We start from the raw sequence: 23856 nt of genomic DNA, 5'->3' as shown, positions 1-23856 counted from the left end.
GCATCCTCTCCTCCAGTTCCAGAGGATCCCCGGCCGCGGATCGGTAGAACTTGCCGGCCAGGCGCGAGGCGGCTTACACGCGGCTGGTCCGCTCTAATCTCAGCTCCTGATAAGCCTTCAGACGCGCTGGGATCTTGTCGCGCTTGGCGTGCTCCAGCAGAACGGCGAGCGCGAAGCCATCCTCGATGGCTTGCCCGGCGCCTTGCCCGAAACGCGGCACCATCGGGTGGGCGGCGTCACCGAGCAGCGTCACATGCCCGCACTACCAATACCGCAATGGCGGCCGATCGTAGATGCCCTGCGCTGGCGCTGCTGGGAGACCCGAAGGAGGCACGCGCCGCTGCCGCGGCTGGCCTTGACCGTCCTTCTTGCCGACGATCACGAGCGGTTGCTGCGGAAGGTGGCGCATGAAGGCCGTGAGCGGTTCATCTGCTGCACCACCAAGGTCGGCGCCACCATGGTGCCTGGCCTCCTCAACCCGGCCGAAATCGCGGGTCGCCGGTCTGGCAGATGTAGTTATGGATCGCCTGCCCGATTTTCGCGTCCGCCAGGTCCCGGAGGACGCAAAGGAGGATCGTTATGGTCGTAAGGCGCTGCTGGCCGTCGACCACGTCGGTTTGTGAGCGCTCCATTACTCCGATACATAGGTCGCCACGACACTGTCGGAGCTATCCCGAAGCTCACTCAAAGCGAGCCGTGGAGCTCGATAATGGTCCAAAAGCGAACATTGCGTGCGAAGACCGGGTCTGGTGTGCAGAAAGTTGCGCGGCACTGATCAGTCCTCGAGCTGATCCTCGAATTTTTCTAAAAGGCATGTGGCGAGACTGGGCCCTTCCAGATGCAGTCCAAGCTCGTCGAGAGGATCATCGGACGAGCCGGTTTGAGATCCCAGTTCATGCTGCTCACGACCGCATCATCGGTATCCCATAGAAGGCATTTTGCGTGGACTTGCGGACCCTGGACTCCAATTAGATCAACAACGCCGTCGAGCCTTTCGCGATGGGCCGCGACATGCCGTCGTTTAAACTGGTCCGGACCGGCGCGAGTAGTAAACGCGGAAATCTCCGAGCCGGCGCCCCGATCATGGAAACTGCCGACGTCTTTCGCTTAACGCCCAGGGAGCGCGATGCTGAATTCTTCCGCTCGACGATCCAGATCGCATCGCAAACGCGGAGCCTGCCCGATCCCCGGCTGCTTGTGAGGGGCACATTCTGGCTGAACCATTATCGATGCGTCGGTTTTACGTGCTTCGAACGAAAGCTGATGTCGTGGAAAGTCATACCCTGCGCACAGTCGGTCTGGATCAAGCGCGTGGTTTGATAGCGGACGGCATGGATTGTCGCCGCAGCAATGGCGACGTCAGTTGAGAGAAACCGCAGGCGGTCATTCCGAAACAGAACTTCAATTTGTGCCGGCCGTCATGGATAGCGGGGGGCCGGCGCCCCCGCTTTCGATGCCGGCACACTCGCCAGCCGGCACGCAGCCGGCTATCCGCCGCAGATTTGGCCCCCGACGCCGCGACCGGCGGCCGACGCATCGCGCCTTCACAGAAGGCGTCAATCACCACCAGCCTGAAGGCCCAACTCACCGCATCCTTTGCGTCGTGATTGTCGATAAATGCTGCCCGTTGGGATTCCTGTAACGATTGGCGAGGCTTTGTAACAATGAAGCCATCTCGTCCGGATCTGATCGAACAGTAAATTCTCCATAGTTAGGGTCGAAAACCGTGGTCCTTCCATTCGAGGCCGACGTCGCCACTGTGTGTGCGCCGCCTTCGGCGAAATACAAGCTGAGCAAATGGTTCGATCCATCTTCGTTGATTTCGTTCACCATGCGCTTGACGTTCGAAGACTTGCCGAATGCGAATCTCTTCTCTTCTCCAGCCGGTTCCAAGCCTGCGTCCTCCAAAATGGTATTTTGTGCCTGAAGGTCGGCCTGAGAAGATCCTGCTCCCCTGCTCCGCAACTGATCCTTGAGATTTTGATATTGCTGCTGCCGTTCAGCCGCTGAGGCGTGCGTTTGCGATCCGGGTGTGAGCGCACTCATTCGGGTTGATGGGCTGTTGTTAAGATTGCGGAACCACTCCGCAGTCAGCCCAACGCAGATGCCGTCCACATTCGCATCACGCAGGTCGGCCGTTCTGTATTCAAACAAGGAGGTGGCCGGACTCTCTGGAGAGGATGTACTGGGGTCGGAGGCGCTAGAAGTTTGAACGTTTGCATCTGAGGTATGCGGCTTGCTGCAGCAGGCCCCCATCTTGTCAGGCAACTCCCCCGGTTGTGAGTTCCACTGAGGCGCGAGATCTGCAAGTGTTTCCGTAAAGCTGCCGCTATTCACCGACTGACTCGGTTCGTCAGCTTGTATAGTGCATGTGGATGAGCCACTGATTCGATCATACATGACGATTCACCTTTCTGTGCTGCGCTAGTCTCTACGCATCAATTCGGGCTGCTTAGGCCCTGCTGCGAGGATACCCAGACAAGCTGATGGCGAGCTGACGGGCAGCTGTTGTCCAGCTTAGAAAGCGTTCCTTTGTCGGACTTCTGACAATGTCTGATGCGGCGCCGCGTAGCGCTGTGTCGGATCCTCCCGCGCGTCGGCTGCCGGATTCCGGAACGACATTGACAGGCTATCGCTGCGATGCCCTCGCGACACGCCGCCGAGCGCCCACAGGGCGTTCTGCAAGCCCTCGGCCAGAGCGACGAAGCTTTCGCCGCCGAGCACGACATGGGCGTGCTCGAAGCTGGACAACGCCAGCCGGAAGTGACAGAGCCGGTGATCGAGCGTCTCATACGCGCATGCTGCACCGGGTGATGGCGGAAAAACACTTTCCCGCGCCGGGGGGGGGCGTTGATCGAGGCCATGGCGGCCATCCGCGCGCAGTACTACCAGACCTCGACCAGGCGCTACCGCAGCGACGCTGCGGGGGAGGCCAGCGTGCGCCGGGCTGAACGCGCGGGAGGCAGCGGCGTGCGCGCGCTGCCGTCGGTCCGATCCGATGCAACGCCGCAGCCCGATGCGACGGATGAAGCGAGCATGAGCGACGCCGCCCTGAGCCGGCGCAAGGACGACCATCTGGACATCGTGCCGGTCGGCGACGGAACCAGCGCCGATGGCGGCATAATCGCTTAATGGGTTTGGATAATCGTTTGGCGGCGTCGGCGCGAGTGGGTTGATGTCGTGGCTGGCGTCATCTTCCATCTGAGGTCGCGAGCGCCTCATGATGATTTCCAGATCGGGGCCGCAGCGAGTGCGGACAAACCGCCACCGGCGGATTGGCTGTCAATCGGCGTCGGACGGGGTCTCGGCGTCGACGCGAAGTTCGCCGGTCGACAGGGCGACGACGGCCGTGATCTTCCTGGCGTCGAACAAGACGGGCGCCCCCGTGGTCGGCGTCAATTGGACGAGAGCACCCCTGCGAATGCGGGAAGGTTAGCAGCGATGTTGCGTGAATAATCTTTTCATTGCGTGAACTTCCAAATCATTGTCTTGCCGGTTGCCGGCGAAAAAGGCCTACTTCAAAGCGGTCTCGATCAAATTGGCCAGCCTGGCTCCCGCCAGAGCGGCCCGCGCTCTGGCCACGTTCTTGGCGTCGGTCTCGTACTCGCGCGTCAGGAGAGGCGGGTTCTTTCCCATACTGACCGGCGGCGCGTATGCGAACTGCTTTGCGAGATCGGCGCTCTCTTGAGCCCAGACGGCGGGATCGAGATCTGCGCCTGCGCTGGGCTGACGCCGACGCCCGACCATCCGTCCTTGTCGTCCGCGTCGAAGATCGCGGAGGCGTAACCGCCAAAGATGGCATCCCAGTCCCACGGCCAGCGCCTTCGATGGCGTCGGACGCAAGGCTCCGCTAACTGATGCGGCCTTGCTCCATTTACTCGCTGGCGCTAACGCTAGCCCTTCTGTCGGCGTAGGGGGGCACGGTGAGCAACGCTCGCGAGTTTATCGATTTCTGGATCGAGAAGAGCGTTCACGCTGTCGAGCAGTATCAGACGGTTGGCGCGTCGCAGGACGTAGCCGAACTCACCCGGCGCCTCGTCGAGGCTGCCGAAGGGCAGGGTATTTCGGAAGCCGAGTTGCGGGCTGAGATCGGCGACATTTCCGACTACATCGAAGGCCGGCTCAAGGCTGCGAATAGGGCTGAGAACGAGCGGCGTAAGCCTGCCTAGGCAACCTACAACTTGGCGAGGAAAGCCTTTGCTATCCAGAGTGGCCCTCCGGAAACAGGCCGCGCTCGCTATTCAGCCACTTTGTAAACGTCGCGCAGGGTTCGAGCTTAAGTTCTTCGAACGTTCGCTGCTGCTCAACGGGCAGCAGGACGTCCAACACTTCCGCAGTCCATCCTTCCGAGACTGCGGCGAGGACCAATGTCAGCGCCTGGCTTGGCTTGGCCGGCGCAATCCAAACTTGAGCTTTTGAGTCGTCCGCCGTCACATCAACGATGGTGAACGAGTTCCCGAACGAATTCCGCCATGATAGGCAATCGGACAGCGAGCTATGGTTTCTATTCGCGATAACTGGCCGGCGCATCCCAGTGAGCCACTTTGATTGTGGGTTGGCCCTAGCTCATGAACACCTACTCCTTCCCGCGCATTATCTCGTCATGAGGGCAGATGAGCATCTAGGAAAGGCCGAACACTACCGACCGCCAAGGGAGCTACTGAGGATGGATCCAACCGCTACCATCTAAGCGGATGGAACATACTCTGGTGTGCTCTGGAACTACCTGACTTGGTAGCTGCCCAAGCCACGTAGCCGGTGTTAAGTAGGCTTGAGCGAGGGGGCCGGTCGAACTCCGTGGATGCTGTGCAGAGCCTCCAGTTCGGTCCGAGGTCGTCCGGCTGTTTTCACGCTCTCTAAAGCGGTCGGGGCGCAGCTTGGCAGATGGAATGGATATGCAACAGCGGAGCCCGCTCGCGAATGGTGATCGACCGGCCGGCCATTTTCGGAACACCGCTTACGTGCTCAATAAGAGCAGTCCCTATTTCGATGCAGCTCACGCGGTCGGCCTCACGGTCGAGGGACGTTGCACGACAGGCGGGCCTTTGTTTTGCGCGCCGGTCCACTGTTCGACTTCGAAGGCAACTCCGAATCGTTAAGGCGAGCATCCTCGGCGAATCCGCACGGTAGGATGAATATTCCTGGAGAGCGCACTGATGCCGACTGGGATACGCACTCATTGTCGGCCAGCGTATCCAGAAAAATGCTTCAACGTCGGTGCATTGGTGCGACGGCTTGGCAACTCGTCCACCAAAACGGTGTTGCCGCCCGAACGTGCGGCTTCATCAGGCGCGGGCCCGGATCGCCGCACAGCATCGAAGTGCTGGTCTCTCCTGAGCAGCTACCCGACTTGGAATCCAAAACCCATCAAACAAAACCTCATTATTGAGGTACTGGGACAAAATCGAGGGGGAATAATGTCTGACGCTGCGTTAGATCGCACACCGAATGTCACGGGCACCAAGACATTTAGCATAAACTACGGATTGTTCGCGTTCGCGATCGTTGCGCTGACGATCCTCTACATCTGCGCGCGGCTGTATCAGCAGGCTTTTGGTTTCTCCATGGGACTCGATGCGAGTTCACCTGAATTTGGCGAATACTGGATGACGCTCTTCAAGATCGAATTGCCGGTCTTGTATGGCGCGGGCGCGCTCTGCTGGACCTATCTCTTCCTGACGCGTGACAAGAACATTGAGGCCATCACGCCCGAGGTCGAGTTGCGCAGTTACTTTTATCTGACCATGTGGCTCGTCGTGTACAGCTTCTGCATCTTCTGGACAGGCAGCTTCTACGCCGATGGAGATGGAGTCTGGCATCAGACGACCCTCAGAGACACGCCGTTTACTCCCAGTCACATAATTCTGTTCTATGCGACCATTCCAATCTATCTCTTCTTTGGCGTAGGCAGCTTTGTTTACGCAATGACCCGCATTCCGGCCTTCTGCAGGGGGATCTCGCTCATGCATGTCTTCGCCGTAGTGGGGCCTTTCCTCATTTTGCCGAATCTCGGTTTCAACGAATGGGGGCACGCTTACTGGCTCACCGAGGAAATCTTCTCCCACCCGCTGCATTGGGGTTTCGTGGTTCTCGGATGGTGCGCACTCGCGCTGGCGGGTGTCCTGATGCAGATCGTCGGACGATTTAGAGAACTCGTTCCGATTGTATTCGAGCAGGACGCAGCGAGCGCGTGACCAACCCGCGTTGGCTACACGCCGGAAAAGCGCGGTGCGGGAAGCCGTACGACAACAATACAAGCCAACAGCCTTTCCCGGACAGCGATCCCAGTCCGGGAAGAGCAGGTAAACCCTAGGGAGAGGAGTCACCTCAAATTACCGACATAGATGCAGTGGCGATTCCGAAATGGAAAGCTGGCCCCAAGGGTGAGACGGTCATTTCTGTCTCCGGCCTAACCCCCAAGGCAGCAAGATACTCGCGCATATTCGACTTCTTGGTCGTGGCGGCGGTGGTGCCCCTCTTTGCGGGAGCATTTCATTTGCACGTGATGCTCACGGTCGGTGATTGGGACATGTATGTCGACTGGAAAGACCGGCAATATTGGCCCCTTGTCACGCCCGTCTCCATGATCATGTTTCCTGCTGCTCTGCAGGCGATCTTCTGGGTCAACTTCCGTTTGCCCATCGGCGCGACGGTGGGCGCAACAGTGTTGCTGATCACCACGTGGCTCGGACGTTACGCGAATTGGTGGATATGGACAGGCTTCCCCTTCACGGAAGGCGTGCCGTCACAGGTGATCGCGGGCGCATTGTTGATGGATATGGCCTTAATCGTCCTTCGCAATAGCCTGTTCACATCCATCTTCGCGGGCTTTGCGTTCGGATTCGTATTCTGGCCATCGAATTATTCCGCTTTGGCTCCGTTCTATCTCCCAGTCGAGCACCAAGGAATGGTCGCATCGTTGGCCGACATGATCGGTTACACATTTCCGCGTTCGAACATGCCTGAGTATCTGCGTATCATCGAGCGCGGTACGCTCCGGACTTTCGGTAGCTCGGTTAGTTGGGTGTCGGCGGCGTTCGCGGGCTTCATCTGCATATTCATGCACCAACTTTGGTGGCAGCTTGGGCGTTTTGCGTCCCAGACGACGTTCCTCAAGAACGGCGATGTCGTCAAATCCTTCATGGGTATGAAAAGCAGGTCAGCGTCCTAAGCGAATAAGCACAGGGAACACGGGTATGTTGGCGAAACTTATAAAACTCGCTGCCGGTTGGGTTGTTGCCTTCACTGCCGGAGTGTCTAGCGCAGCCGCTCATGGCGAACGTGCTCAGGAGCCATACTTAAGGACCCGGACGGTACAATTCTACGATGTCCACTTCTCCAAAACTGACGTGAAGGTGAACGAGCGGTTCGAGCTAACGGGAAAATTCAGGCTGATGGAGGACTGGCCGGACGCAGTTACTCCACCGGATATTGTTTTCGTATCGAGCGTATCGCCCGGACCAACAATTGCCAGGGTGGAAACATACCTCAACGGTGAGCCAGCGAGGCAGTCTTTCGCTAAGCTGGAACTTGGCCGCGACTACGATTTTCGAATGGTTCTTGAGGGGCGTACACCGGGCAGCAGCCACATCCATCCCTCGATCTCGATCAAGGGATCTGGCCCTCTGGTGGGACCGGGGCAGTGGATAAACATCTCGGGTGATGCGCATTCGTTCGCGATTCCCATCAAGACTATGACTGGACTGCAGATCGACGACTTGCAGACGTTCGGGCTGACTAACGCCATCGGATGGCATGTGGCTTGGCTGGCCGTGGCTGCGGCTTGGTTGTTGTTCTGGTTGGTTCGTCCACTGTTTTTGCCTCGATGGATTGTTCTGCAGAAGGGCAGGGAGGATTTGTTGGTTTCGTTGAGGGACACCGGGGTCGGGATTATGGTGGCGGCGATCGTTCTCGTCATGGTCTTCGGCGGCTATGTCCGAGCCAATCAGGAATATCCATATAATGTGCCCCTCCAGAGCGGGTTGAATAAGGTCGCGCCGCGCCCGGCAAGCCCTGCTGACGCAGAGGTCAAGGTCATATCGGCCACCTATGAGGTGCCGGGCCGTTCGATGAGGTTAGGGATCAGGATAACGAACAAAGGGTCGGAACCTCTTTCAATCGGCGAGCTTACGACCGCAAACATCCGCTTCCTCAATCAGGGGCTCCCAGCGGCAGTAGCCAATGTAGATCCGACCTACCCAAGGGATCTCGTCGCACGCACAGGGCTTGCGCTCAGTAGTGATACGCCGATAAATCCTGGTGAGACGAGAGAGGTGCTCGTCGAGGCAACGGACGCCGTGTGGGAATTGGAGCGCCTTGTCAGCTTCCTCACCGACGTCGACTCCAAGTTCGGCGGGTTGTTGCTCCTCTACACTCCGAATGGGAAACGCGTCATAGCGGAGATGGGCGGACCAATCGTGCCCGTATTCACGGAACTCAAGTAAACTTGGGTGCGCGAATGTCGCGACGAGGTCAGTGGCGGACGACCGCGAGCGGAAGAGGGGCGTTCCCGGCCGTCCTTGTGATGGCGCTCGGCGCTTTCGTTGTTCTTGCCGCCGTCTGCGAAGGTCATGCGCACGGAGCGGTGTCCATGGAGGCTGACCAATGCAAGCTGAAAGTGGACAGCTACTTCATGCATTTTACTGGCTATCAGCCGCAGAACTCGAGAGCCGAATTTTGTGAGGACATACCGGAGGTCGGGCGAACGATCATTGTTCTCGATTTCGTCGACGAGTCCCTTCGAGACATCCCGGTAAGCGTGAAACTGGCTAGAGATGACGGCGTACAAAGGATGGAAATGACAGACACATCATCCAGCATCCTCTACATTCCACCAAGGAAGTATCCGAACGGAACGATAAAGATCGAGGTCAATTTCGAGAAAGCCGGCAGATACGTCGGCATGGTGGCGATCGAAGGTCGTGGGCAAAGCGTGGCAAACTTTCCATTCGATGTGGGGCGAGGCTGGAGTCTGATACGTCTTCTGGCGTGGTGCCTGGTCATAGTGTCAGGCGCCGTGGGAACGTTTCTGTGGGCACGACGGCGATACTCGATCGGGCGGGAGCTATCCTCGGCGAACCACAGGCAAAGGCGAGTTGCTTCGATGAAAAGGTTCGTGCTCGTCCTGATGGCCGTGCTGATCGGAATGCCAAGCGCGGTACTCGCTCATGCGCATCTCATTCGATCGACGCCGCAAGATGGCAGCGAAATTTCAGCTCCGATCGACCCGATGGTCCTGTACTTCACTGAAGCGCTCGAACAGCGGCTCATCAATGTCGCCCTTTCTCGCGATAATAAATCCGTATCAGGGCTTTCGCAGCCCGTGCTAAGCGGCAACGGGCGAATCGTGAATGTTTCGCTGCCTCATCTATCTGCCGGGCTCTATACCGTCAGTTGGAGCGTTGTCTCGATTGATGGGCATCGCACGGAAGGCAAGTTTAAATTTCTCTACCGAGAACCTTGATGGAAACGGTCCTCTCACTTGCGCGAGGGACTGCTTTCGCCTCCACGGCAGCTTTCGGCGGATTCTGCTGGGGTTTGGCACTGTGGCGCGAGGGTCTTGAAAGCGGCACTCGGTCGCGCTTCACGACGATGGCTTCCATCGCTGCGTCCGTAGGACTCGTCCTCGGTCTCTTGTATTCAACGGCTCGGATCGGCGCCGTCCTAGGCAAGCCGGTCTTACCTGTCAGCTCCAGCGACGTGCTCTTCATCATTTTGGACACGCGGTTCGGGAGAGCTCAGGTCGCGGCGCTTGGGTTTGTGCTAGTCGGAGTTGCGAGCTTGCGACTTCTTCACAAGCCAGGTCTTGCCGCGAGTTTCAGCGGACTATCGCTGCTGGTGGGATTGTTCTCGAGCCACTCGGCGGCTGGCGGCACTATAGCAGACCTCGCGATCAATATGATCCATGTTGCTGCGGCGGCGCTCTGGTTCGGAGGACTGTCAACCCTCGTTGTCGCGATGGCTCGCCACGCAGCGGAGAGGCCCGAAAGTAAATCTAGGCTCCTAAGCGGTTTTTCGACGGTCGCTCTGCCGCTCATGTTGCTCCTGGTCGCAACCGGAGTAGCTCTAGCGATCGAAAACGTGGGGACTTGGCCGGGTTTGGTGGCGACCGAATATGGCTGGCTCCTGACGGGAAAGTTCGCCTGCATCGGCACGGTCCTGATCTGCGCGGCGTTTATTAGACAGAGGCTATTGCCCTTGCTAAAGACCGAAGGGGCAACTCAGCCACTCGCGATGGTCTTGAAGATTGAGCTAGCCTTCGCATTTCTGGTCACGCTACTTGCGGGCTGCCTGTCTCAGGCCATTCCATCGAGGCACGTCGAGATAGTCTGGCCGCTTTCGTTCCGTCTGGATCCAGTCGTCGCTTGGGGGACCGTACCGGGAAGTAACGTTCTGGCCATTGGCGGCTTCATTGCTCTGTTAGTTGGGAGTATTGCCGCATTTGAGCTCGGCCGTATGGAAAGATGGCGGTGGGCGACGCTCGCGGCTGTTGCTGGACTTGGCGTCGCAGGGGCTGTCGCACTGCCCGGGTTGTCAGTCCCCGCGTATCCTTCGACCTACTCAAAGGTTCCAGTGCCATATGACGCGGAAGCGATTGCCCAGGGGCAGGACGTATTCGCTGCTAATTGCGTAGCTTGCCACGGCCTGAGGGGTAGAGGAGACGGCCCGTTGGCAAAAGATTTGAAGCCGCCGCCCGCCGATCTCACCGCTCCGCACACGAGAAACCATACGATGGGAGACATGTACTGGTGGGTGAGCCATGGCTTCCCATCCTCGGCGATGCCGGGCTTTGCCGAAAGTCTGTCGGAGTTAGACAGGTGGCGAGTGGTCGAGTACGTGATGGCTCTATCGCTTGGCTATGAAGCAAGAGTTCTTGGTCCCGAAATATCGGCGGGGCAGCCGTGGCTTCACGCGATCGACTTTCCGACGTGCCGCGGCGTTGACCCGAGAGAGAAGTTGAAAGATAGGAGCGATGGGCGCTCAAAACTTGTGTTGATATTCCGAGATGGCATCCGAACGCAGCGCCTAGATCAGTTGACGCAACACGCGCGCGCCATCGAGCAAGCAGGCGGAATGATCGTCGCGGTGATGCCGTCTCCCTCCGAGGAGTTCCCATCTCCAAGTGAGTCAGGAAATCCCTGCATCGTGTTCGACATAGACCATCGCATTGCCGCTGCGTGGAATCTCTATCGGCGCACAATGGCGAACCCCGGCTTCGATGACAACGATTTGCCTCCAGCGATAATCGAGTTTCTTATCGACAGATTCGGATTCGTGCGCGCACGCTGGCGTTCGGACGAGACGGAGAGATTAGCATCGCATTCGCAACTGGTCGACGCAATTACGCAGCTCCAAGCTGAACCGGAGATCAACAAGAGAGGCGTCCATGACCATTAGCGTCCGGGCCGCGCTTGCCCTCACTGCTGTCTGGCTCCCGCTGATCGCACTCGCGATCAATGCTCTCGCCGAGCGCAGTCCCCCCCGCGAGTTTCAATCGATCATTTGTCGCGGCGACAGGTCTAGTGCCAGCAAGATCGCAGGCCGGGACGAGCCATGATCATAGTAGCGAGCAGATTCTGCGTCGACAAGCAGGCGGTAGCTCTTTTGGGGCACTCGGGTGGGGAATCGGTCGCAGAAGAAGAGCATCTCATCTCGCCGTCCCGCATCAGCCCCCGAGTGATCGTGGCTAGCGCTGCCGGTATTCAGCGGAATGATCTTGATCCAGGCCAGTTGAGCCCGCCTCCAAAAGCGGCAATTGCGGGAAACGTTCGCTGACCACCTTTCCCGCGAACATAAAGTGGTAAGCGCTAAACGCGGATTACAGAGGAGGCCATGATGCCTTGGAAACCCACGATGTTGAAGGCGAGTGCAAGGGCATTGCTGTCGCCGATTGCCGGTGTTGCCGTCCTGGCTTTTTTTAACAGTACCGCCTTCAGCCATGAGTTGGAGGTCGGAACACTACTGATCCAGCATCCCTGGGTGGCTGCAAAGGATACGACCAATACCGCGACGACGGCTTATGTGATCGAAATTCAGAACAGGGGCACAGGGCCAGATCGGTTGCTCGGGGCGTCGCTTTCGGGCGAGAAGGGGATCTTGCAGGAAGCCGATGCAGGCGCACGGCCAGCTAAGTTCGTCACCCGTAAGCATGGCTTTCAAATAGAACCTGGTGGTTTCGTTCGTCTTCAACCCGGTGGCGCGCGGATTCTGTTTGAAGGACTTCGCGGCGCACTAAAGGAAGGAGAGATGGTCAAAGGGACGTTGGAATTCGAAAAGGCGGGCACCATAGAAATCGAATTCACGATCGAGCCGGCAGGCTTGGCTGAAGAGGATGATACGCCAATCCATCATCACACTCACCACTAAAAGTGCCAGGGGAAGGGCGAAGCATGGACGCCGTCTGAGGCAGGTTGTGGGAGATCGAACCATGAGGGCGATGGGCATTTGGGAACGCCCCAGATATGGAAACATTACGATTAAGTAGCCATGCTCTCTAATTGGCAGGACTGAAGGTCATGATGGGGCATTGGCAAGTCGAACAGGCTGCGTTGTTCTATGAGTTCTCGCTCGAAAGACACATCCCGGCCGACCACCTACTCCGGTCGATCGGTAGATTCGTAGAGCTTGAGGACCAGCGCCGGGAGTTGGCGCCGTTCTACAGCAACATCGGACGGCCTTCGATCGATCCCGAGCTGATGATCAGGATGCTCCTGGTGGGCTATTGCTTCGGCATACGATCGGAGCGGCGCCTCTGCGATGAAGTCCACCTCAAACTGGCGTACCGCTGGTTTTGCCGGCTGGATCTGGAGCGGCTGTCCCCGATCACTCGACGTTCTCGAAGAACAGGCACGGCCGCTTCCGTCGGAGCGATCTCTTCCGTCGCGTGTTCGAGACTGTCTTGCGCCACTGCATCCGGGCGCGGCTGGTCGGTGGCGAAGGTTCGCGGTCGACGCGAGCCTGATCAAAGCGGATGCTAATCGGCAGAAGGGATCGAAGGCAAAAAGGGGCTTCTACCGGAGGCCGCGGGTCGAGCAATCGATGAGTACCTTACCGTTCTTGACGATGCCGCGTTCGGTGCTGCGACAGAGGTCACTCCGAAGTTCGTGTCGCCCTCCGATCCGGCGGCGCGCTGGACGGGAGCGCACGGCGGACAAGCCTACTTTGCGTATGCGACGAACTACTTGGTCGACGTCAACACCATCATTGTCGATGTCGAAGCGACCACGGCAATCCGCCAGGCGGAAGTGTTGGCCGCCAAGCGCATGATCCAACGCTCGCTCGAACGATTCGTCCCTTATCCGAGCCGGCGTCTCGGCGACAGCGCCTAAGGCTCGGCCGCGATGCTAGGGTGGCTGGTCTACGAACACGGGATCGAGCCGCACGTGACCGTCTTCGACAAGTCCGCACGCACCGACGGGACCTTCTCGCGCGAGGACTTCACCTATGATCATGTCGGGGGACCTCTATCGCTGCCCCGATGGCAAAACCCTCACCACCACAGGGACGCCAGTGAACGATGAAGCGACGATCCTCTAGCGTGCAAGGAAGCACGATTGTCAAGCATGCTCTTTGAAAAAGAGGTGTTGCCCCAGCACTCCGGCTCGGAAAGTGGCGCGCTCGATCTACGAGGGCGCTCGCGACATGGCGCGCGAGATCGCAAGATCATGGGAGGGTCACACTTCGCGCCGGCACCGGAAGAAGATCAAGATGTTGTTCGCGCACCTCAAACGAATTCTCAAGCTCGATCGCTTGAGACTAAGGGGTCCGAACAGCGCGCGTGATGGGTTCACCCTGGCAGCCACCATTCAGAACCTTCGTAAGATGGCCAAGCTGATCCCGATGCCCGCGCTGACGCCCGCGTGAGCCTCACCAAGCCAACTCGACCGTGGAATAGCGGGCGTTCACCACGAAACTCCTGCCGACATTTTCCACGGAATCGGCCAACAGCAGCAGTCGTCTGACTACCTCACTGTGTTGACCAACTTCGCCGTCATGCGGACAGACAGTGCTGCGTGTGCATGCCTTGCATCGACGTAAACGACGGGGAGTTCAACCCTACGAAGCTCGCGCCAAAGCCAGCTTGCCATCGTGACCGTCTCAAAGCTGATACGCTCCGCCAATGGCGCGTGCTTTGCGAAGCAGTTTGGACAGATCGCCGGGATCAAGCTTTCGCATGTGGCGCACTCGGCACGCCTTGTCAGGCTTCCGAGCGGAGTGTCGTGCATTAATGTTGTCTGCGCAAATCCTGCGGACGTCAGTCGGAAAGTGCAGAATGCCTGCGTCACCAGGGCCTTCTTCGCAGCGGATAGCCGGAAAGACGATGATACACTACTAGGTTTGCACGTGATGTTTCGAGAGCCCGCCGCCAGCACTCGCTGTGTTGTTGACGCAGTCCCGAACCGTTCTCCCTACTTATGATTCAGATGACAGCGGCGTTCAATCTTATGTAACCAAACGAAACTAGGGGTTTCGCGAACGATCAGCAATTTCGCCAGCTCACTTGAGCGCTGATCAAAATCCTCGTGACGTTTGTTCGCGCATGCACCGATTGGAAATCTGATGCCCGCCCCTAGAATTGTGAAACATCTCGTATCAAAAGGTCTTCGTCGGCTTCGACCAGCCCTACGTATCCAGATCGCGCTGCTAGGAATCGTAGGTGTGCTTGTCACAGGAGCGACTTGCATTGCCGGACTGAATTATCTTGCGAAGGGACAGAACGAAGTAACCGAGAGCGCTAATCTTCGCGCTCACCTGACGTTCCTTTCAGAAGCCTTTCTTGAATCGCAACAGCTAGCGCTGGAGTTTCTGCGCAAGCATAACGAAGCCCTGATCGCGCAACACGCCCAAGGCATCAAGAACGAGCTGGCGCACCTCGAGCAGATCGAGAAGCAGGTCACTTCCTTGTCGGAGGGCGATCCCCTGAAAGACGTGACGTTCCTTCGCGCCGGGATCAACCTTTACGCAACTCGTTTCAACAATGTCGTTTCCGCGCAGCGTGTGCTCGGGCTTACGGAGAATGACGGACTCCAAGGTAAGCTCCGCGAAGCCGTGCATCAGGCAGAAGCTCGGCTTGCGCACTTCAACGAGCCGCACCTGACGGTGTTGATGTTGATGATGCGACGGCACGAAAAGGATTTCATGCTGCGGCACGAGGAGAAATACGGCGATGAGCTGGAAAAGCGGGTTGCCGAATTCGAGGCCGCGCTTGCGGCCTCAGAGTTTTCTTCGGACGCTAAGGCCGAGTTGAAGAAGCTTATTGCTTCTTATCGATCGAGTTTTCTGGCGTACCTTGTGTCGCAACAGGCGCTGGATAACGAGGTTGACGATCTCGTCCAGATCTACGGCCGGAATCGCCCCCTCCTGTTGAAGGCGATTGCAGCCGCAGACGCTCGCGCTGTCTCTGCGGAAGAGCATGCGTCGCGCCTCAGAGCGATATTGAGCTGGGGAATTGGGCTGGCCACTCTCACAATCGGCTTCGTTGCTGTGCTTATCGGGCAGCGGCTGGCCAAGCTGATTACCCGCATGAGCGCAGCAATGCGCCAACTGGCGGCTGGGCAATTCGACGTCACGCTGCCCGGCCTTGGCCGTTCAGACGAGATCGGCGATATGGCGCAGGCCATGGAAACATTTAAGGTCAGGTCACGGGAAAAGGTGCAAGCGGAGCTTGCGGCGAATCAGGAACAGGATCGCTTGGCCGGGATGCGACGCAAGGCGGAGCTTGGAGAGCTTGCCAGCACGTTTGAACACGCCGTGAGCGGCGTCATCGATACGATGTCATCCGCCTCGACCGAGCTGGAGGTTTCCGCTCGCGAGCTGACGGATACGGCCCACGTTACTCGGGAGATATCTGACAACGTTGCGTCGGCCTCGGAGGAAGCGTCAGCCAATGTTCAGCTTGTTGCTGCCGCAACGGAAGAGATGATGGCATCCGCTTCCGAGATCGGCCGGCAGGTCGAGCAATCTACGGAGATCGCCAAGGGGGCCGTGCGCCAGGCCGAAGAAACGGATCGGCGGATGAAGCACCTGTCGGCTGCGGCACTAAAAGTCGGTGGTGTGGTTGAGCTAATCGCAGCGATCGCCAGGCAAACCAACCTCTTGGCGCTTAACGCAACGATCGAAGCCGCGCGTGCGGGCGATGCGGGCCGCGGCTTTGCCGTTGTGGCGCACGAGGTGAAGTCGTTAGCAACCCAGACGGCGAACGCGACCTCCGAAATTGGAGAGCAGATTGCCGGCATTCAGACAGCGACACTGGAATCGGTCAGCGCCATCACAAACATCGGAAATAGTATTAGCAGAATCTCACAAATCGCGTCGGCGGTTGCCGCTGCGATTGATCAGCAGGGCGCGGTAACCAAGGATATTGCCCAGAATATCCAGCGTGCGGCCGAAATGTCGACAGCGGTCGCGGGCAACATCCGCCAGGTCGCCCAGAAAGCGTCCATCACAGGCGCATCATCGTCGCAGGTGCTGACATCTGCCAATGTGCTTGCCCGAACCAGCCATCGCCTCAAAGTCGAAGCCGATGACTTTCTCGCCGGGATCAGGTCATGATTATCTGCAGGCGAGCTAGAGAGGAGCGATGCAGGGTGTCCCGACGGTATCGGCCGGAGCAGTGAGAGGCGTTCGATGACTGAGCCGGACCAGACCAGTGAACATCTAACGCAGTATCTGCGGCAATTAACGCCTCGGGCGCGCGCCCGCCTGCTCGCCGAGCTGGAACGGCTGCTTCTGTTGGGCGAGGACATTCCACATTCGAAGCCTCTCATCGCGGCGCTGCGCGCCGAGTTCCACGAGACCGGGGAGAGCCACTCCCGGATTGGCAATCGGTTACGCTATTTCTACGAGCCGCTGGAGCCGGTGCTGGTGGACGCCCCGCCAGAGCGCGCCAACAGCGGGCAGATTGCGCGCGGATCGCTTGCGCCGATCTGGAACCTCGTGGCCGAACAGCTGCTGCCGAGCATGGCCCGGGAGTACATGGCAACCGCGCAGAAGGTCATGGTTGTCAATTGCCAAGCCGAGGCGCGGCGGATCGCGGCGGCATTCCAAAAGAAGGTCGTGATCTACCTCGACCAAATTCTCGAAACCGACGATGGCCTCACCGCTGTGCGCACCGGGCTTGAGGCCTATACGAGTTCGCGCGCCACGTTCAATGACCTGATCAAGATGATTCGGGTGATGCACGCCCGCCAGGAGCTTGCTGAATTCGCCCGCGCGCTTCCACTCAAGATAGCCGATCTCGAGGGCAGGTCGCTCGCCAAGGTGTTCGATCTCTTGAATGTGCTTCATGCAAAGCGCGCCGAAGCCGTGCCGTTCGCGCTCACGATCATCGCGAGGCGGCTGGAAACGCCGTGGCAGCTGGTTCACCTCGCGACAAAGCTCGCCGCGAGCAGGGCCGCGCCGGAGATCGCAGCGACCCCCTATGCGGTTGCGGTCCCGATGGTGCTCGATCAGATGGACGAGCAACACCTGATGCTAACCTACGCATTCACGCATAATCGCATTGCGCGGGCGAAGGAGATCCTCACCGAAATTTATGGGATCGAGGAAGCCGTGAGAGGGCGCATCGAGCTCGATGGCTCGGATTGGGGGAAGCGGCTGCACAATTTGATGGTGGCGGTGGAGACCGCGGTCGATGCCGAAATCAACAGCATCCCCACCGACCGCCGGCATCTCACGCACATCCTAGAATCCGCCAAGCCGCGCCCAGACCTTTCCTTGGGCGGACGTCTGGGTCGCATGATCAGAAAGGGCCGCGGCACATTGCAGAGGCTTGCTGTCGAACAGCGTAGGCGTAGCAATTGACGAAAAGAGCCCGCGCAGTTGATGCAGGTGGCGAGATTAGCTTCCGTCTCGGGCAGGAACACCGACTCGGCGATCTCGAGTTCTAGCCGCTTGGGCGACAAGTCCGAATTGCGGCACATGTGCCTGGTCACGCTGGAAATAGCGTACCTTGCTACAAACAGCACGAATGCTGCGCCAAAACTCGGAGCGCCGTCACTCTCGGTTCGAAGGCGATCGGCCCACAGACGGCGACCGGCTATTTGCCATTGACTAAGATCAAAACCATCAAATCCGGATACACTATCCTTCAGCAAGACTTAACGGAGGCTAGAGGTCTCATGCGCAACCTTCTGTTTATCGGTGTGCTTGCCCTTCCCATGCTCGTCGGCTTTGGATCTCCTTCGACCGCCGCTCCGCGGGGTCGTTCATACATCCCCCCGACTCGGCAGGACGTTTATTGCCTGCAGGGACGTACCTGGGGATATCCGGGCAATTGCCAGTTCTCGACCTATGATCAGTGCATTGCCACTGCATCCGGCACCTACGCCTATTGCGGCATGAATCCAATCTACGCGTTCCAGCGACAAGGAGCACAATTGCGCTGATGTGTGATCGTCAAGCGTGATCGAGACATCAGTCGGAATATTGCTCATATTAATGGACCTGCCGTGCAAAGTTGAGAGACGTTGGACTTCCGCCTGACCGGAAGTCGCCTGTGCAAGTACGCTCGCGATGCAGTCTCTTCAGGTGCATCAAGACGCGAAGCAACAACGATTGGGAAGTAGTGGCTCATCGGCGTCACGCGCAGTCGGGCGTCGCTCTTTAATTCAATTCAAGGAAAACAACGCGAAAACTCAAACAGACATCTGCTTGTTGCGTTCTTGTCAGCTTCTTCTTCCATGGTGCCTATCGACGGTTCTACTTTGGGTAGTTTTCCACGTGGCGCTCCTGACGCGAAATCTACGCTACGTTACCCGCAAGAGAATGATAGATTTCCAAATGTTGGATGCCCCTACCGCTGCGCTCTTAAGGGTGGTCCTCGACGACGTCTGCAAGAATCTTTCCCGGTACGATACCGGCGCTCGCACCCATGTCGCCTCGAAGATTCTGGAAGCGGCGAGCACAGGTGAAATAAGACATGATCGGCTCAAACAGATCGGTCGTGATGCTCTTTCCAAAGCTCCCACAATGTAGCGATAGGCTCGCCGAGTAGGATGTTGTCACTGACGTGCCATGGGGCCGGTCCTGCAGCGGACGATCCGTGATGGGAATTCCGCTCGACATCGAGACCTCAGATCGATCGCTATCGACGAGTGGTCCGATCACTAAACAGCCTCATCGACCAGTAAAGCGCTGCGGTTTGGTCTCGTAGTCGTTCACTTCTTTGCCGTCATTTCTGGCCTTACTCTTTCAGCTCGTTCGTCGTTTCCCAATGCAACGCAGCATCAGCGCCGGTAGAGCAGGATGGCGAAGCCGGACCGCTGCCCGAATTCCTCAGTGATGAGGAGGAGCCGGATGTCGCGGATGACGACGATCGACAGCAGCTCGACGCCGCTGAATGACGTCTGATGGCGGGACGGTTTCGGCCGTCCGGCACGCATGTGGGACCGGTGTGCAGCACCGGTCCCATTTTCATTGGCAGCGGCACTGAGAGGGAGAGGCGGCCGGGAAGGGTTTGAGCCATAGTTGGTACGAATTGGACAAACATCAGCCCGTACAGACGCGTGTAACGGACGAAAACTCTGCCAGCAGAATGCGCGACGTTCAAAACGTTCGTTCGAAGTTTTCTGTCATCATACTGGCGTCGTCAGCATATTTGCGTCGAATTCTTCCGCTGCGCCGAGGATTTCCTGCATCCGGTTGCATGGAGGCAATCACGGGTGGCTGCCTTGCAGCAGCCTGTTGTGAGCGCAGTATCGGTTTCTTACCAAGAGTCGCGCTAAATTCCCGCTTGCGTGCAACTCCTTCGCCCATCCGTCATACGCGCGCTAAACCATCAGCTGATTTAGGATTGTCAAGATTGGCTACTCGCTGCAATTCACGTCCATCGTTTACAGCGAATTAAGTCAAGCCGGATTTGATGCAGCGCGGGCAGGAAGCTTGGATCTCGGGGATGTGTGATGGGTGCTGTCAGGAAGCAATCCGTGAAATTAGATACGGGGATGTTCGAGGACGTGCCGGTCCTGCGTCGTAAGTGGCATGCTGCGCTCAAGCCCGGCGAAACTCTTCCCCGCTATGAAAATGTGCTGTTGGGCAGCCTGGGGCGACTCGCCGATCACCTGGTGCTGCTCAAATGTGACAACGACGCATTCGCCGTTTCGCGGACGGGGCGGTACGCGCAGAAGTGGCTCGGCGATGAACGCTGGGACATTCCGATGGACGCGCTGCGCCCGGATTGCGCGACCGTCCTCAGCGAGGCAGCCTCGAACGCGATTGCAAACAACCATCCCTATCTCGCGGCCGCTCATTGCGTCCGCGACGGCATGGTGCGCACGTACGACGTGTTAGCGCTGCCGACTTTGTCGCGCTGGGGCGGCACGCTGGTCGGCGCCTACGTCAACGAGCGCGGCGCGGAATACAATCTACTCGACGCGATCTTTTCCACGACCGATGACGGCGTAATCACGCTCTCGACCATTCGCGATGCGACGGGCCAGCCGTTTGATTTTCAGATCATGCACCACAATCAAGCAGCAGTGAGACTTCTAAACGTGACAGAACGAAGCCTGCTGTGGCAGCGTCTGAGCAGTGGAGCCCATCTGCTCTGTTCGCAAGCGGTCGTAGGGCGGTTGCGAGCTGCGGTTAAGGACGACCGGGGTGACCAGTTCGAGATCGACAGCGATGAACGCAGCCTGCGGTTGGCAATTAACGCCTTCGGCGGTATCCTCTCCCTGGTTATTTCAGACGTCACGCCCTTGAAGCGCCGAGACGCTTCGTTCAGGCTGCTGTTCGACAGCAATCCAATGCCGATGTTGACGTTAGACGCCGAGACAATGGCCTTTGTGAAAGTTAACGACGCAGCGGTGCAACATTACGGTTACGCCCGCGAGACCTTCCTGCGGATGAGAGTTCACGAGATCTGGCCAAAGGACGAGTGGCTCAGCTATACGCAGGCGCTGCGGGACGTCGGCGATAATTACCAGTCCGAACATCACTCGCGTCACGTGAAAGCCGATGGCAGCGAAATTTGTGTGCTTACCTTCGGGCGACGCCTCATGCTGGAGGAGCGCGAGGGTTACCTGGTCGCGGTGGTCGACATCACCGAACGGCGTAAGACCGAGGCCCGCATTGCCCATATGGCGCTCCACGATGGATTGACTAACCTCCCCAACCGCGCGCTCCTTCGGGAGCGGCTAGACGAGGCGCTCGAAGGCAGCAATGCCGCCGACAAACGCGTGGCGGTGCTGTGCATCGACCTTGACCTTTTCAAGAACGTCAATGACTCGTTTGGCCATCCTATGGGAGATCGCCTGCTCACGCAGGTCGCCGACCGGCTGCTCTCGCAAGTAGCCGGCAAGAATCTGACGGCACGGCTTGGTGGCGACGAGTTTGCGGTTATCCTGGCTGACGACACCTCACCGAAGCAGGCGAGCGATTTCGCCGCCGGGTTGATCGAGATATTGAGTGCGCCTTATAGGATCGACGGCAATGAGGTGGTGATCGGCGCCTCGATCGGAATTGCGCTCTCACCAGCCGACGGCACGAGTAGCGAGGAACTGATGCGCAACGCCGACATGGCGCTCTATCGCGCCAAAGAAGATGGCCGCGGCACGCAGCGTTTCTTCGAGCGCGAGATGGATCACCAGGTGCAGCGGCGCCGCGAACTGGAGCTCGACCTGCGCCGCGCGTTTGCCAATGGGGAATTCGAACTGCACTACCAGCCGCTGGTCGACGTCGCGCGGGACAAGATCTCAGGTTTTGAGGCGTTGCTGCGCTGGCGCCATCCGGAGAAGGGCATGATCTCGCCGGCGGAGTTCATTCCGGTGGCGGAGGATATCGGACTGATCGCCTCGCTCGGCGAGTGGGTGTTGCGTGAAGCCTGCAATGAGGCGGTGAAGTGGCCGCCCGAAATCAAGGTCGCTGTCAACCTGTCGCCGGCACAATTCCGTAGCCGCAATCTGGTCCAGGTGGTGATCTTAGCCCTGGCCAATTCGGGCTTGCCGCCCAAGCGGCTCGAGCTCGAAATCACCGAGTCGGTGTTCCTCGCGGAGACCGACGCCAATCTCGCGATCCTGCACCAGCTGCGCGAGCTCGGGGTCTCCATCGCCATGGACGATTTTGGAACGGGTTATTCCAGCCTGAGCTACTTGCGCAGCTTTCCGTTCGACAAGATCAAGATCGATCGCTCCTTTGTGAAGGATCTTGCAAAACGTTCCGACTGCGTCGCCATCGTGCGCGCGATCTCGGGCCTCGGGCGTAGCCTCAACATCACCACGACCGCGGAAGGCGTGGAGACCACCGAGCAGCTCGATTGGCTTCGCGCCGAGGGCTGCAACGAGGTGCAAGGATTCTTATTCAGCGGCGCCAGGCCGGCCGCCGAGGTGGCGCAGCTCTTGCGTCGTTTTGGCGCGAGGGCGTCGAGAGCGGCGTGAATCTACGGCCCCACCCACAAGGAACAGCGGTCTTGCGCTGCCAATCCCCCTCCTGCCCCGATTAGCTGACACCAACACTCAAGCAGATTACGCGAGCAGCCTCGCGATGGCAGAAAATGCTTATTTTTATATAGGGTTGACTACCCTCTCCGCCGCACTGCTTCTCCATTGTATCCGGCCGTTCGAAGCGACGACAAAGCATTGAATATGGAGCGACAACAGCTGTTGCGGTTAGTTCCGTGATGTCACCCGTAGTCACCGAGCCAACCTGGTTTCAGACCGTGGGTCGGAGGATGGATTTCACATTGAAGAGCATGGTGCGCAAAGCTCAAGCCGCTCCACGTCGAGGAGCATCACGCGAGTTATGTGCACTATGAACCAGGGATTAGGGCAAGGCTGCATCTCTGTGGTGCATCAATCTGCCGGACCGAGCGTATTAGTTGCCTTATTGCTGCGCTCGACGCACGCCAGCGCTCCGTGCGTATGGAAGCGCGTCCCCATTCAAGTCGTATGCACCGATCCCACGAAGCTTAAGAATTGCGGGGTTGTCGACCACGCCGCCAACGGGATAGCGAACCAGATTGGTCCCCTGACGGTTCATGGGCACCTCGAGCAGGGCGTCGAGGAAGAGCCCGGCAAACCCCTCGAATTGCGCTTTGGGTTCATCCTGAATGTGCCCTTTGAGCCAAATGAATGATGCGATAATTTGGGGGGGCAACAAAATGAAAAAACCTACTCTTTACGACGCGCTTGCACAGTTCGAGGCGATAGAAGCAAATCTTGCAAAGCTTGAAAGACTTTGCGAGATGTTGAGAGCTTGAGTCCGACCGGGATTTCGTTTGGGTCGGACCCTGCCTATGAAGACAAATGCCGCGCAGCGGCTGCGATTGTCGAGCACATGCCCGCTATCGACGGCTGGCGGCTCAAGCTTGATTTCTTCGATCTGGACGAGATTGCGCAGATCAGGTTTGATTTGGCGGAAATGATGGAGTCCGCCGCCGAAGCGAGTTTTGAGGGCAGCCTACAGGAGCCTTCCCGTCAACTTCGCGAATATCGATTCAGGTTCAACCTCAAGCGCGGCGAACTAATAAGACACGCCCCTGACGCCGCAATCGATCAAGTCGACCGGCTGATCCGGGCGACTCGTCCCGCCATCGAAGCAATGGAACCACGCGAGTCGATCCCCGAGGCCGCACTTGGTGAACTGCGCACCCATTTCAAGGAAATCACTATGCTAATGGGCAGCAGCATACCGCGCCCCGATCGCTGGAATGAAATGGGCCGGCATGTGCATTTCGGGCAGGTTTGTGACTTCGATGACATCGAACGCGCTGACTGGCCGGTTGCCAAGGCGAGCTTATGAAAGAGCCTCGATGCTCAGGATGACCGTAACCGGTATGAGCTCCCACGTCCGCGGTGATCAGCGGTCGCGTGCGTAGCGGATCGGCATCCAGTACTGGCGCAGCGCCTCGACGACGGCTGG

Annotated in this window: 18 protein-coding genes and 3 pseudogenes; 16 read left to right on the top strand and 5 right to left on the bottom strand. The window is 58.4% G+C overall.

The window, feature by feature from the left end; genetic code table 11:
* Window positions 1-73: 73 nt before the first annotated feature.
* The gene (locus GGD63_RS16515) at window positions 74-253 is read right to left on the bottom strand and encodes an FAD-dependent monooxygenase (protein ID WP_312013311.1); all 180 of its coding nucleotides are present in this window, start codon (window positions 251-253) and stop codon (window positions 74-76) included.
* 746 nt (window positions 254-999) lie between these two features.
* Between GGD63_RS16515 and GGD63_RS16510 the strand changes: the two genes are divergently transcribed.
* Complete coding sequence (locus GGD63_RS16510; RefSeq protein WP_210315838.1) at window positions 1000-1320, top strand: hypothetical protein; 321 nt, start codon at window positions 1000-1002, stop codon at window positions 1318-1320.
* A gap of 264 nt (window positions 1321-1584) precedes the next feature.
* On the opposite strand, the gene GGD63_RS16505 is transcribed toward GGD63_RS16510, so the two are convergent.
* Entirely contained in the window at window positions 1585-2400 is an 816-nt protein-coding gene (locus GGD63_RS16505; RefSeq protein ID WP_183243792.1) for a YopT-type cysteine protease domain-containing protein, read from the bottom strand.
* Window positions 2401-2568: 168 nt separating this feature from the next.
* A pseudogene (locus GGD63_RS16500) lies at window positions 2569-2808 on the bottom strand (IS21 family transposase); the annotation flags it as partial.
* A 162-nt stretch (window positions 2809-2970) separates the two neighbouring features.
* Here GGD63_RS16500 and GGD63_RS40790 point away from each other — a divergent pair.
* A pseudogene (locus tag GGD63_RS40790) lies at window positions 2971-3087 on the top strand (type 2 isopentenyl-diphosphate Delta-isomerase); the annotation flags it as partial.
* 426 nt (window positions 3088-3513) lie between these two features.
* Here the strand turns inward: GGD63_RS40790 and GGD63_RS40155 are convergent.
* Window positions 3514-3747, bottom strand: a complete 234-nt coding sequence (locus GGD63_RS40155; protein WP_246785516.1) for a S1/P1 nuclease — start codon at window positions 3745-3747, stop codon at window positions 3514-3516.
* A gap of 176 nt (window positions 3748-3923) precedes the next feature.
* Here GGD63_RS40155 and GGD63_RS16485 point away from each other — a divergent pair, with 176 nt between their 5' ends.
* From GGD63_RS16485 to GGD63_RS40150, 12 genes and pseudogenes are all read left to right on the top strand, one after another.
* The gene (locus GGD63_RS16485) at window positions 3924-4169 is read left to right on the top strand and encodes a hypothetical protein (RefSeq protein ID WP_183243790.1); all 246 of its coding nucleotides are present in this window, start codon (window positions 3924-3926) and stop codon (window positions 4167-4169) included.
* A 1248-nt stretch (window positions 4170-5417) separates the two neighbouring features.
* Window positions 5418-6194: a bacterial ammonia monooxygenase, subunit AmoC gene (gene amoC, locus GGD63_RS16480; RefSeq protein WP_210315837.1), complete on the top strand. Its 777-nt coding sequence runs from the start codon at window positions 5418-5420 to the stop codon at window positions 6192-6194.
* A gap of 155 nt (window positions 6195-6349) precedes the next feature.
* Entirely contained in the window at window positions 6350-7171 is an 822-nt protein-coding gene (locus tag GGD63_RS16475) for a methane monooxygenase/ammonia monooxygenase subunit A (RefSeq protein WP_183243786.1), read from the top strand.
* Between the two features lie 25 nt (window positions 7172-7196).
* Window positions 7197-8444, top strand: a complete 1248-nt coding sequence (gene amoB, locus GGD63_RS16470; RefSeq protein WP_183243784.1) for a bacterial ammonia monooxygenase, subunit AmoB — start codon at window positions 7197-7199, stop codon at window positions 8442-8444.
* Between the two features lie 80 nt (window positions 8445-8524).
* Complete coding sequence (locus tag GGD63_RS16465; protein WP_183243782.1) at window positions 8525-9463, top strand: copper resistance protein CopC; 939 nt, start codon at window positions 8525-8527, stop codon at window positions 9461-9463.
* Window positions 9463-11397: a CopD family protein gene (locus GGD63_RS16460; RefSeq protein ID WP_183243780.1), complete on the top strand. Its 1935-nt coding sequence runs from the start codon at window positions 9463-9465 to the stop codon at window positions 11395-11397. The genes GGD63_RS16465 and GGD63_RS16460 overlap by 1 nt, the downstream gene beginning before the upstream one ends.
* A gap of 456 nt (window positions 11398-11853) precedes the next feature.
* Window positions 11854-12366, top strand: a complete 513-nt coding sequence (locus GGD63_RS16455; protein ID WP_183243778.1) for a copper chaperone PCu(A)C — start codon at window positions 11854-11856, stop codon at window positions 12364-12366.
* A gap of 149 nt (window positions 12367-12515) precedes the next feature.
* A pseudogene (locus GGD63_RS16450) lies at window positions 12516-13863 on the top strand (transposase).
* Window positions 13864-14658: 795 nt separating this feature from the next.
* Window positions 14659-16551, top strand: a complete 1893-nt coding sequence (locus tag GGD63_RS16445) for a methyl-accepting chemotaxis protein (RefSeq protein WP_312013309.1) — start codon at window positions 14659-14661, stop codon at window positions 16549-16551.
* 75 nt (window positions 16552-16626) lie between these two features.
* Window positions 16627-17802 (top strand): hypothetical protein, encoded by a 1176-nt coding sequence (locus GGD63_RS16440; protein ID WP_183243774.1) that lies wholly within the window; start codon window positions 16627-16629, stop codon window positions 17800-17802.
* A gap of 317 nt (window positions 17803-18119) precedes the next feature.
* Window positions 18120-18386, top strand: a complete 267-nt coding sequence (locus tag GGD63_RS16435; protein WP_183243772.1) for a DUF3551 domain-containing protein — start codon at window positions 18120-18122, stop codon at window positions 18384-18386.
* 394 nt (window positions 18387-18780) lie between these two features.
* Window positions 18781-18975, top strand: a complete 195-nt coding sequence (locus GGD63_RS40150; protein WP_246785530.1) for a hypothetical protein — start codon at window positions 18781-18783, stop codon at window positions 18973-18975.
* Window positions 18976-19226: 251 nt separating this feature from the next.
* On the opposite strand, the gene GGD63_RS16430 is transcribed toward GGD63_RS40150, so the two are convergent.
* Window positions 19227-19382, bottom strand: a complete 156-nt coding sequence (locus GGD63_RS16430; protein ID WP_183243770.1) for a hypothetical protein — start codon at window positions 19380-19382, stop codon at window positions 19227-19229.
* Between the two features lie 519 nt (window positions 19383-19901).
* Here GGD63_RS16430 and GGD63_RS16425 point away from each other — a divergent pair.
* Both GGD63_RS16425 and GGD63_RS16420 read left to right on the top strand, forming a co-directional pair.
* A complete protein-coding gene (locus GGD63_RS16425) occupies window positions 19902-22373 on the top strand; it encodes a bifunctional diguanylate cyclase/phosphodiesterase (RefSeq protein WP_183243768.1) in 2472 nt (823 codons plus the stop codon).
* Window positions 22374-23271: 898 nt separating this feature from the next.
* A complete protein-coding gene (locus GGD63_RS16420; protein ID WP_183243766.1) occupies window positions 23272-23736 on the top strand; it encodes a hypothetical protein in 465 nt (154 codons plus the stop codon).
* The last annotated feature ends 120 nt before the right edge of the window (window positions 23737-23856 follow it).

Source organism: Bradyrhizobium sp. cir1, assembly GCF_014198245.1.
Classification (GTDB): domain Bacteria; phylum Pseudomonadota; class Alphaproteobacteria; order Rhizobiales; family Xanthobacteraceae; genus Bradyrhizobium.
Note: the sequence above shows the minus strand (reverse complement) of the source record. Positions and strands in the feature narration are given on the sequence as shown.

Coding starts and splice junctions, on each gene's coding strand:
- GGD63_RS16425 (WP_183243768.1), top strand. CDS start 19,902: ATGGGTGCTGTCAGGAAGCAATCCGTGAAATTAGATACGGGGATGTTC.
- GGD63_RS16460 (WP_183243780.1), top strand. CDS start 9,463: ATGGAAACGGTCCTCTCACTTGCGCGAGGGACTGCTTTCGCCTCCACG.
- GGD63_RS40155 (WP_246785516.1), bottom strand. CDS start 3,747: ATGGTCGGGCGTCGGCGTCAGCCCAGCGCAGGCGCAGATCTCGATCCC.
- GGD63_RS40150 (WP_246785530.1), top strand. CDS start 18,781: ATGTTGGATGCCCCTACCGCTGCGCTCTTAAGGGTGGTCCTCGACGAC.
- GGD63_RS16505 (WP_183243792.1), bottom strand. CDS start 2,400: ATGTATGATCGAATCAGTGGCTCATCCACATGCACTATACAAGCTGAC.
- GGD63_RS16430 (WP_183243770.1), bottom strand. CDS start 19,382: ATGCGTGCCGGACGGCCGAAACCGTCCCGCCATCAGACGTCATTCAGC.
- GGD63_RS16435 (WP_183243772.1), top strand. CDS start 18,120: ATGCGCAACCTTCTGTTTATCGGTGTGCTTGCCCTTCCCATGCTCGTC.
- amoC (WP_210315837.1), top strand. CDS start 5,418: ATGTCTGACGCTGCGTTAGATCGCACACCGAATGTCACGGGCACCAAG.
- GGD63_RS16440 (WP_183243774.1), top strand. CDS start 16,627: ATGACTGAGCCGGACCAGACCAGTGAACATCTAACGCAGTATCTGCGG.
- GGD63_RS16455 (WP_183243778.1), top strand. CDS start 11,854: ATGTTGAAGGCGAGTGCAAGGGCATTGCTGTCGCCGATTGCCGGTGTT.
- GGD63_RS16465 (WP_183243782.1), top strand. CDS start 8,525: ATGGCGCTCGGCGCTTTCGTTGTTCTTGCCGCCGTCTGCGAAGGTCAT.
- GGD63_RS16510 (WP_210315838.1), top strand. CDS start 1,000: ATGGGCCGCGACATGCCGTCGTTTAAACTGGTCCGGACCGGCGCGAGT.
- amoB (WP_183243784.1), top strand. CDS start 7,197: ATGTTGGCGAAACTTATAAAACTCGCTGCCGGTTGGGTTGTTGCCTTC.
- GGD63_RS16420 (WP_183243766.1), top strand. CDS start 23,272: ATGCCCGCTATCGACGGCTGGCGGCTCAAGCTTGATTTCTTCGATCTG.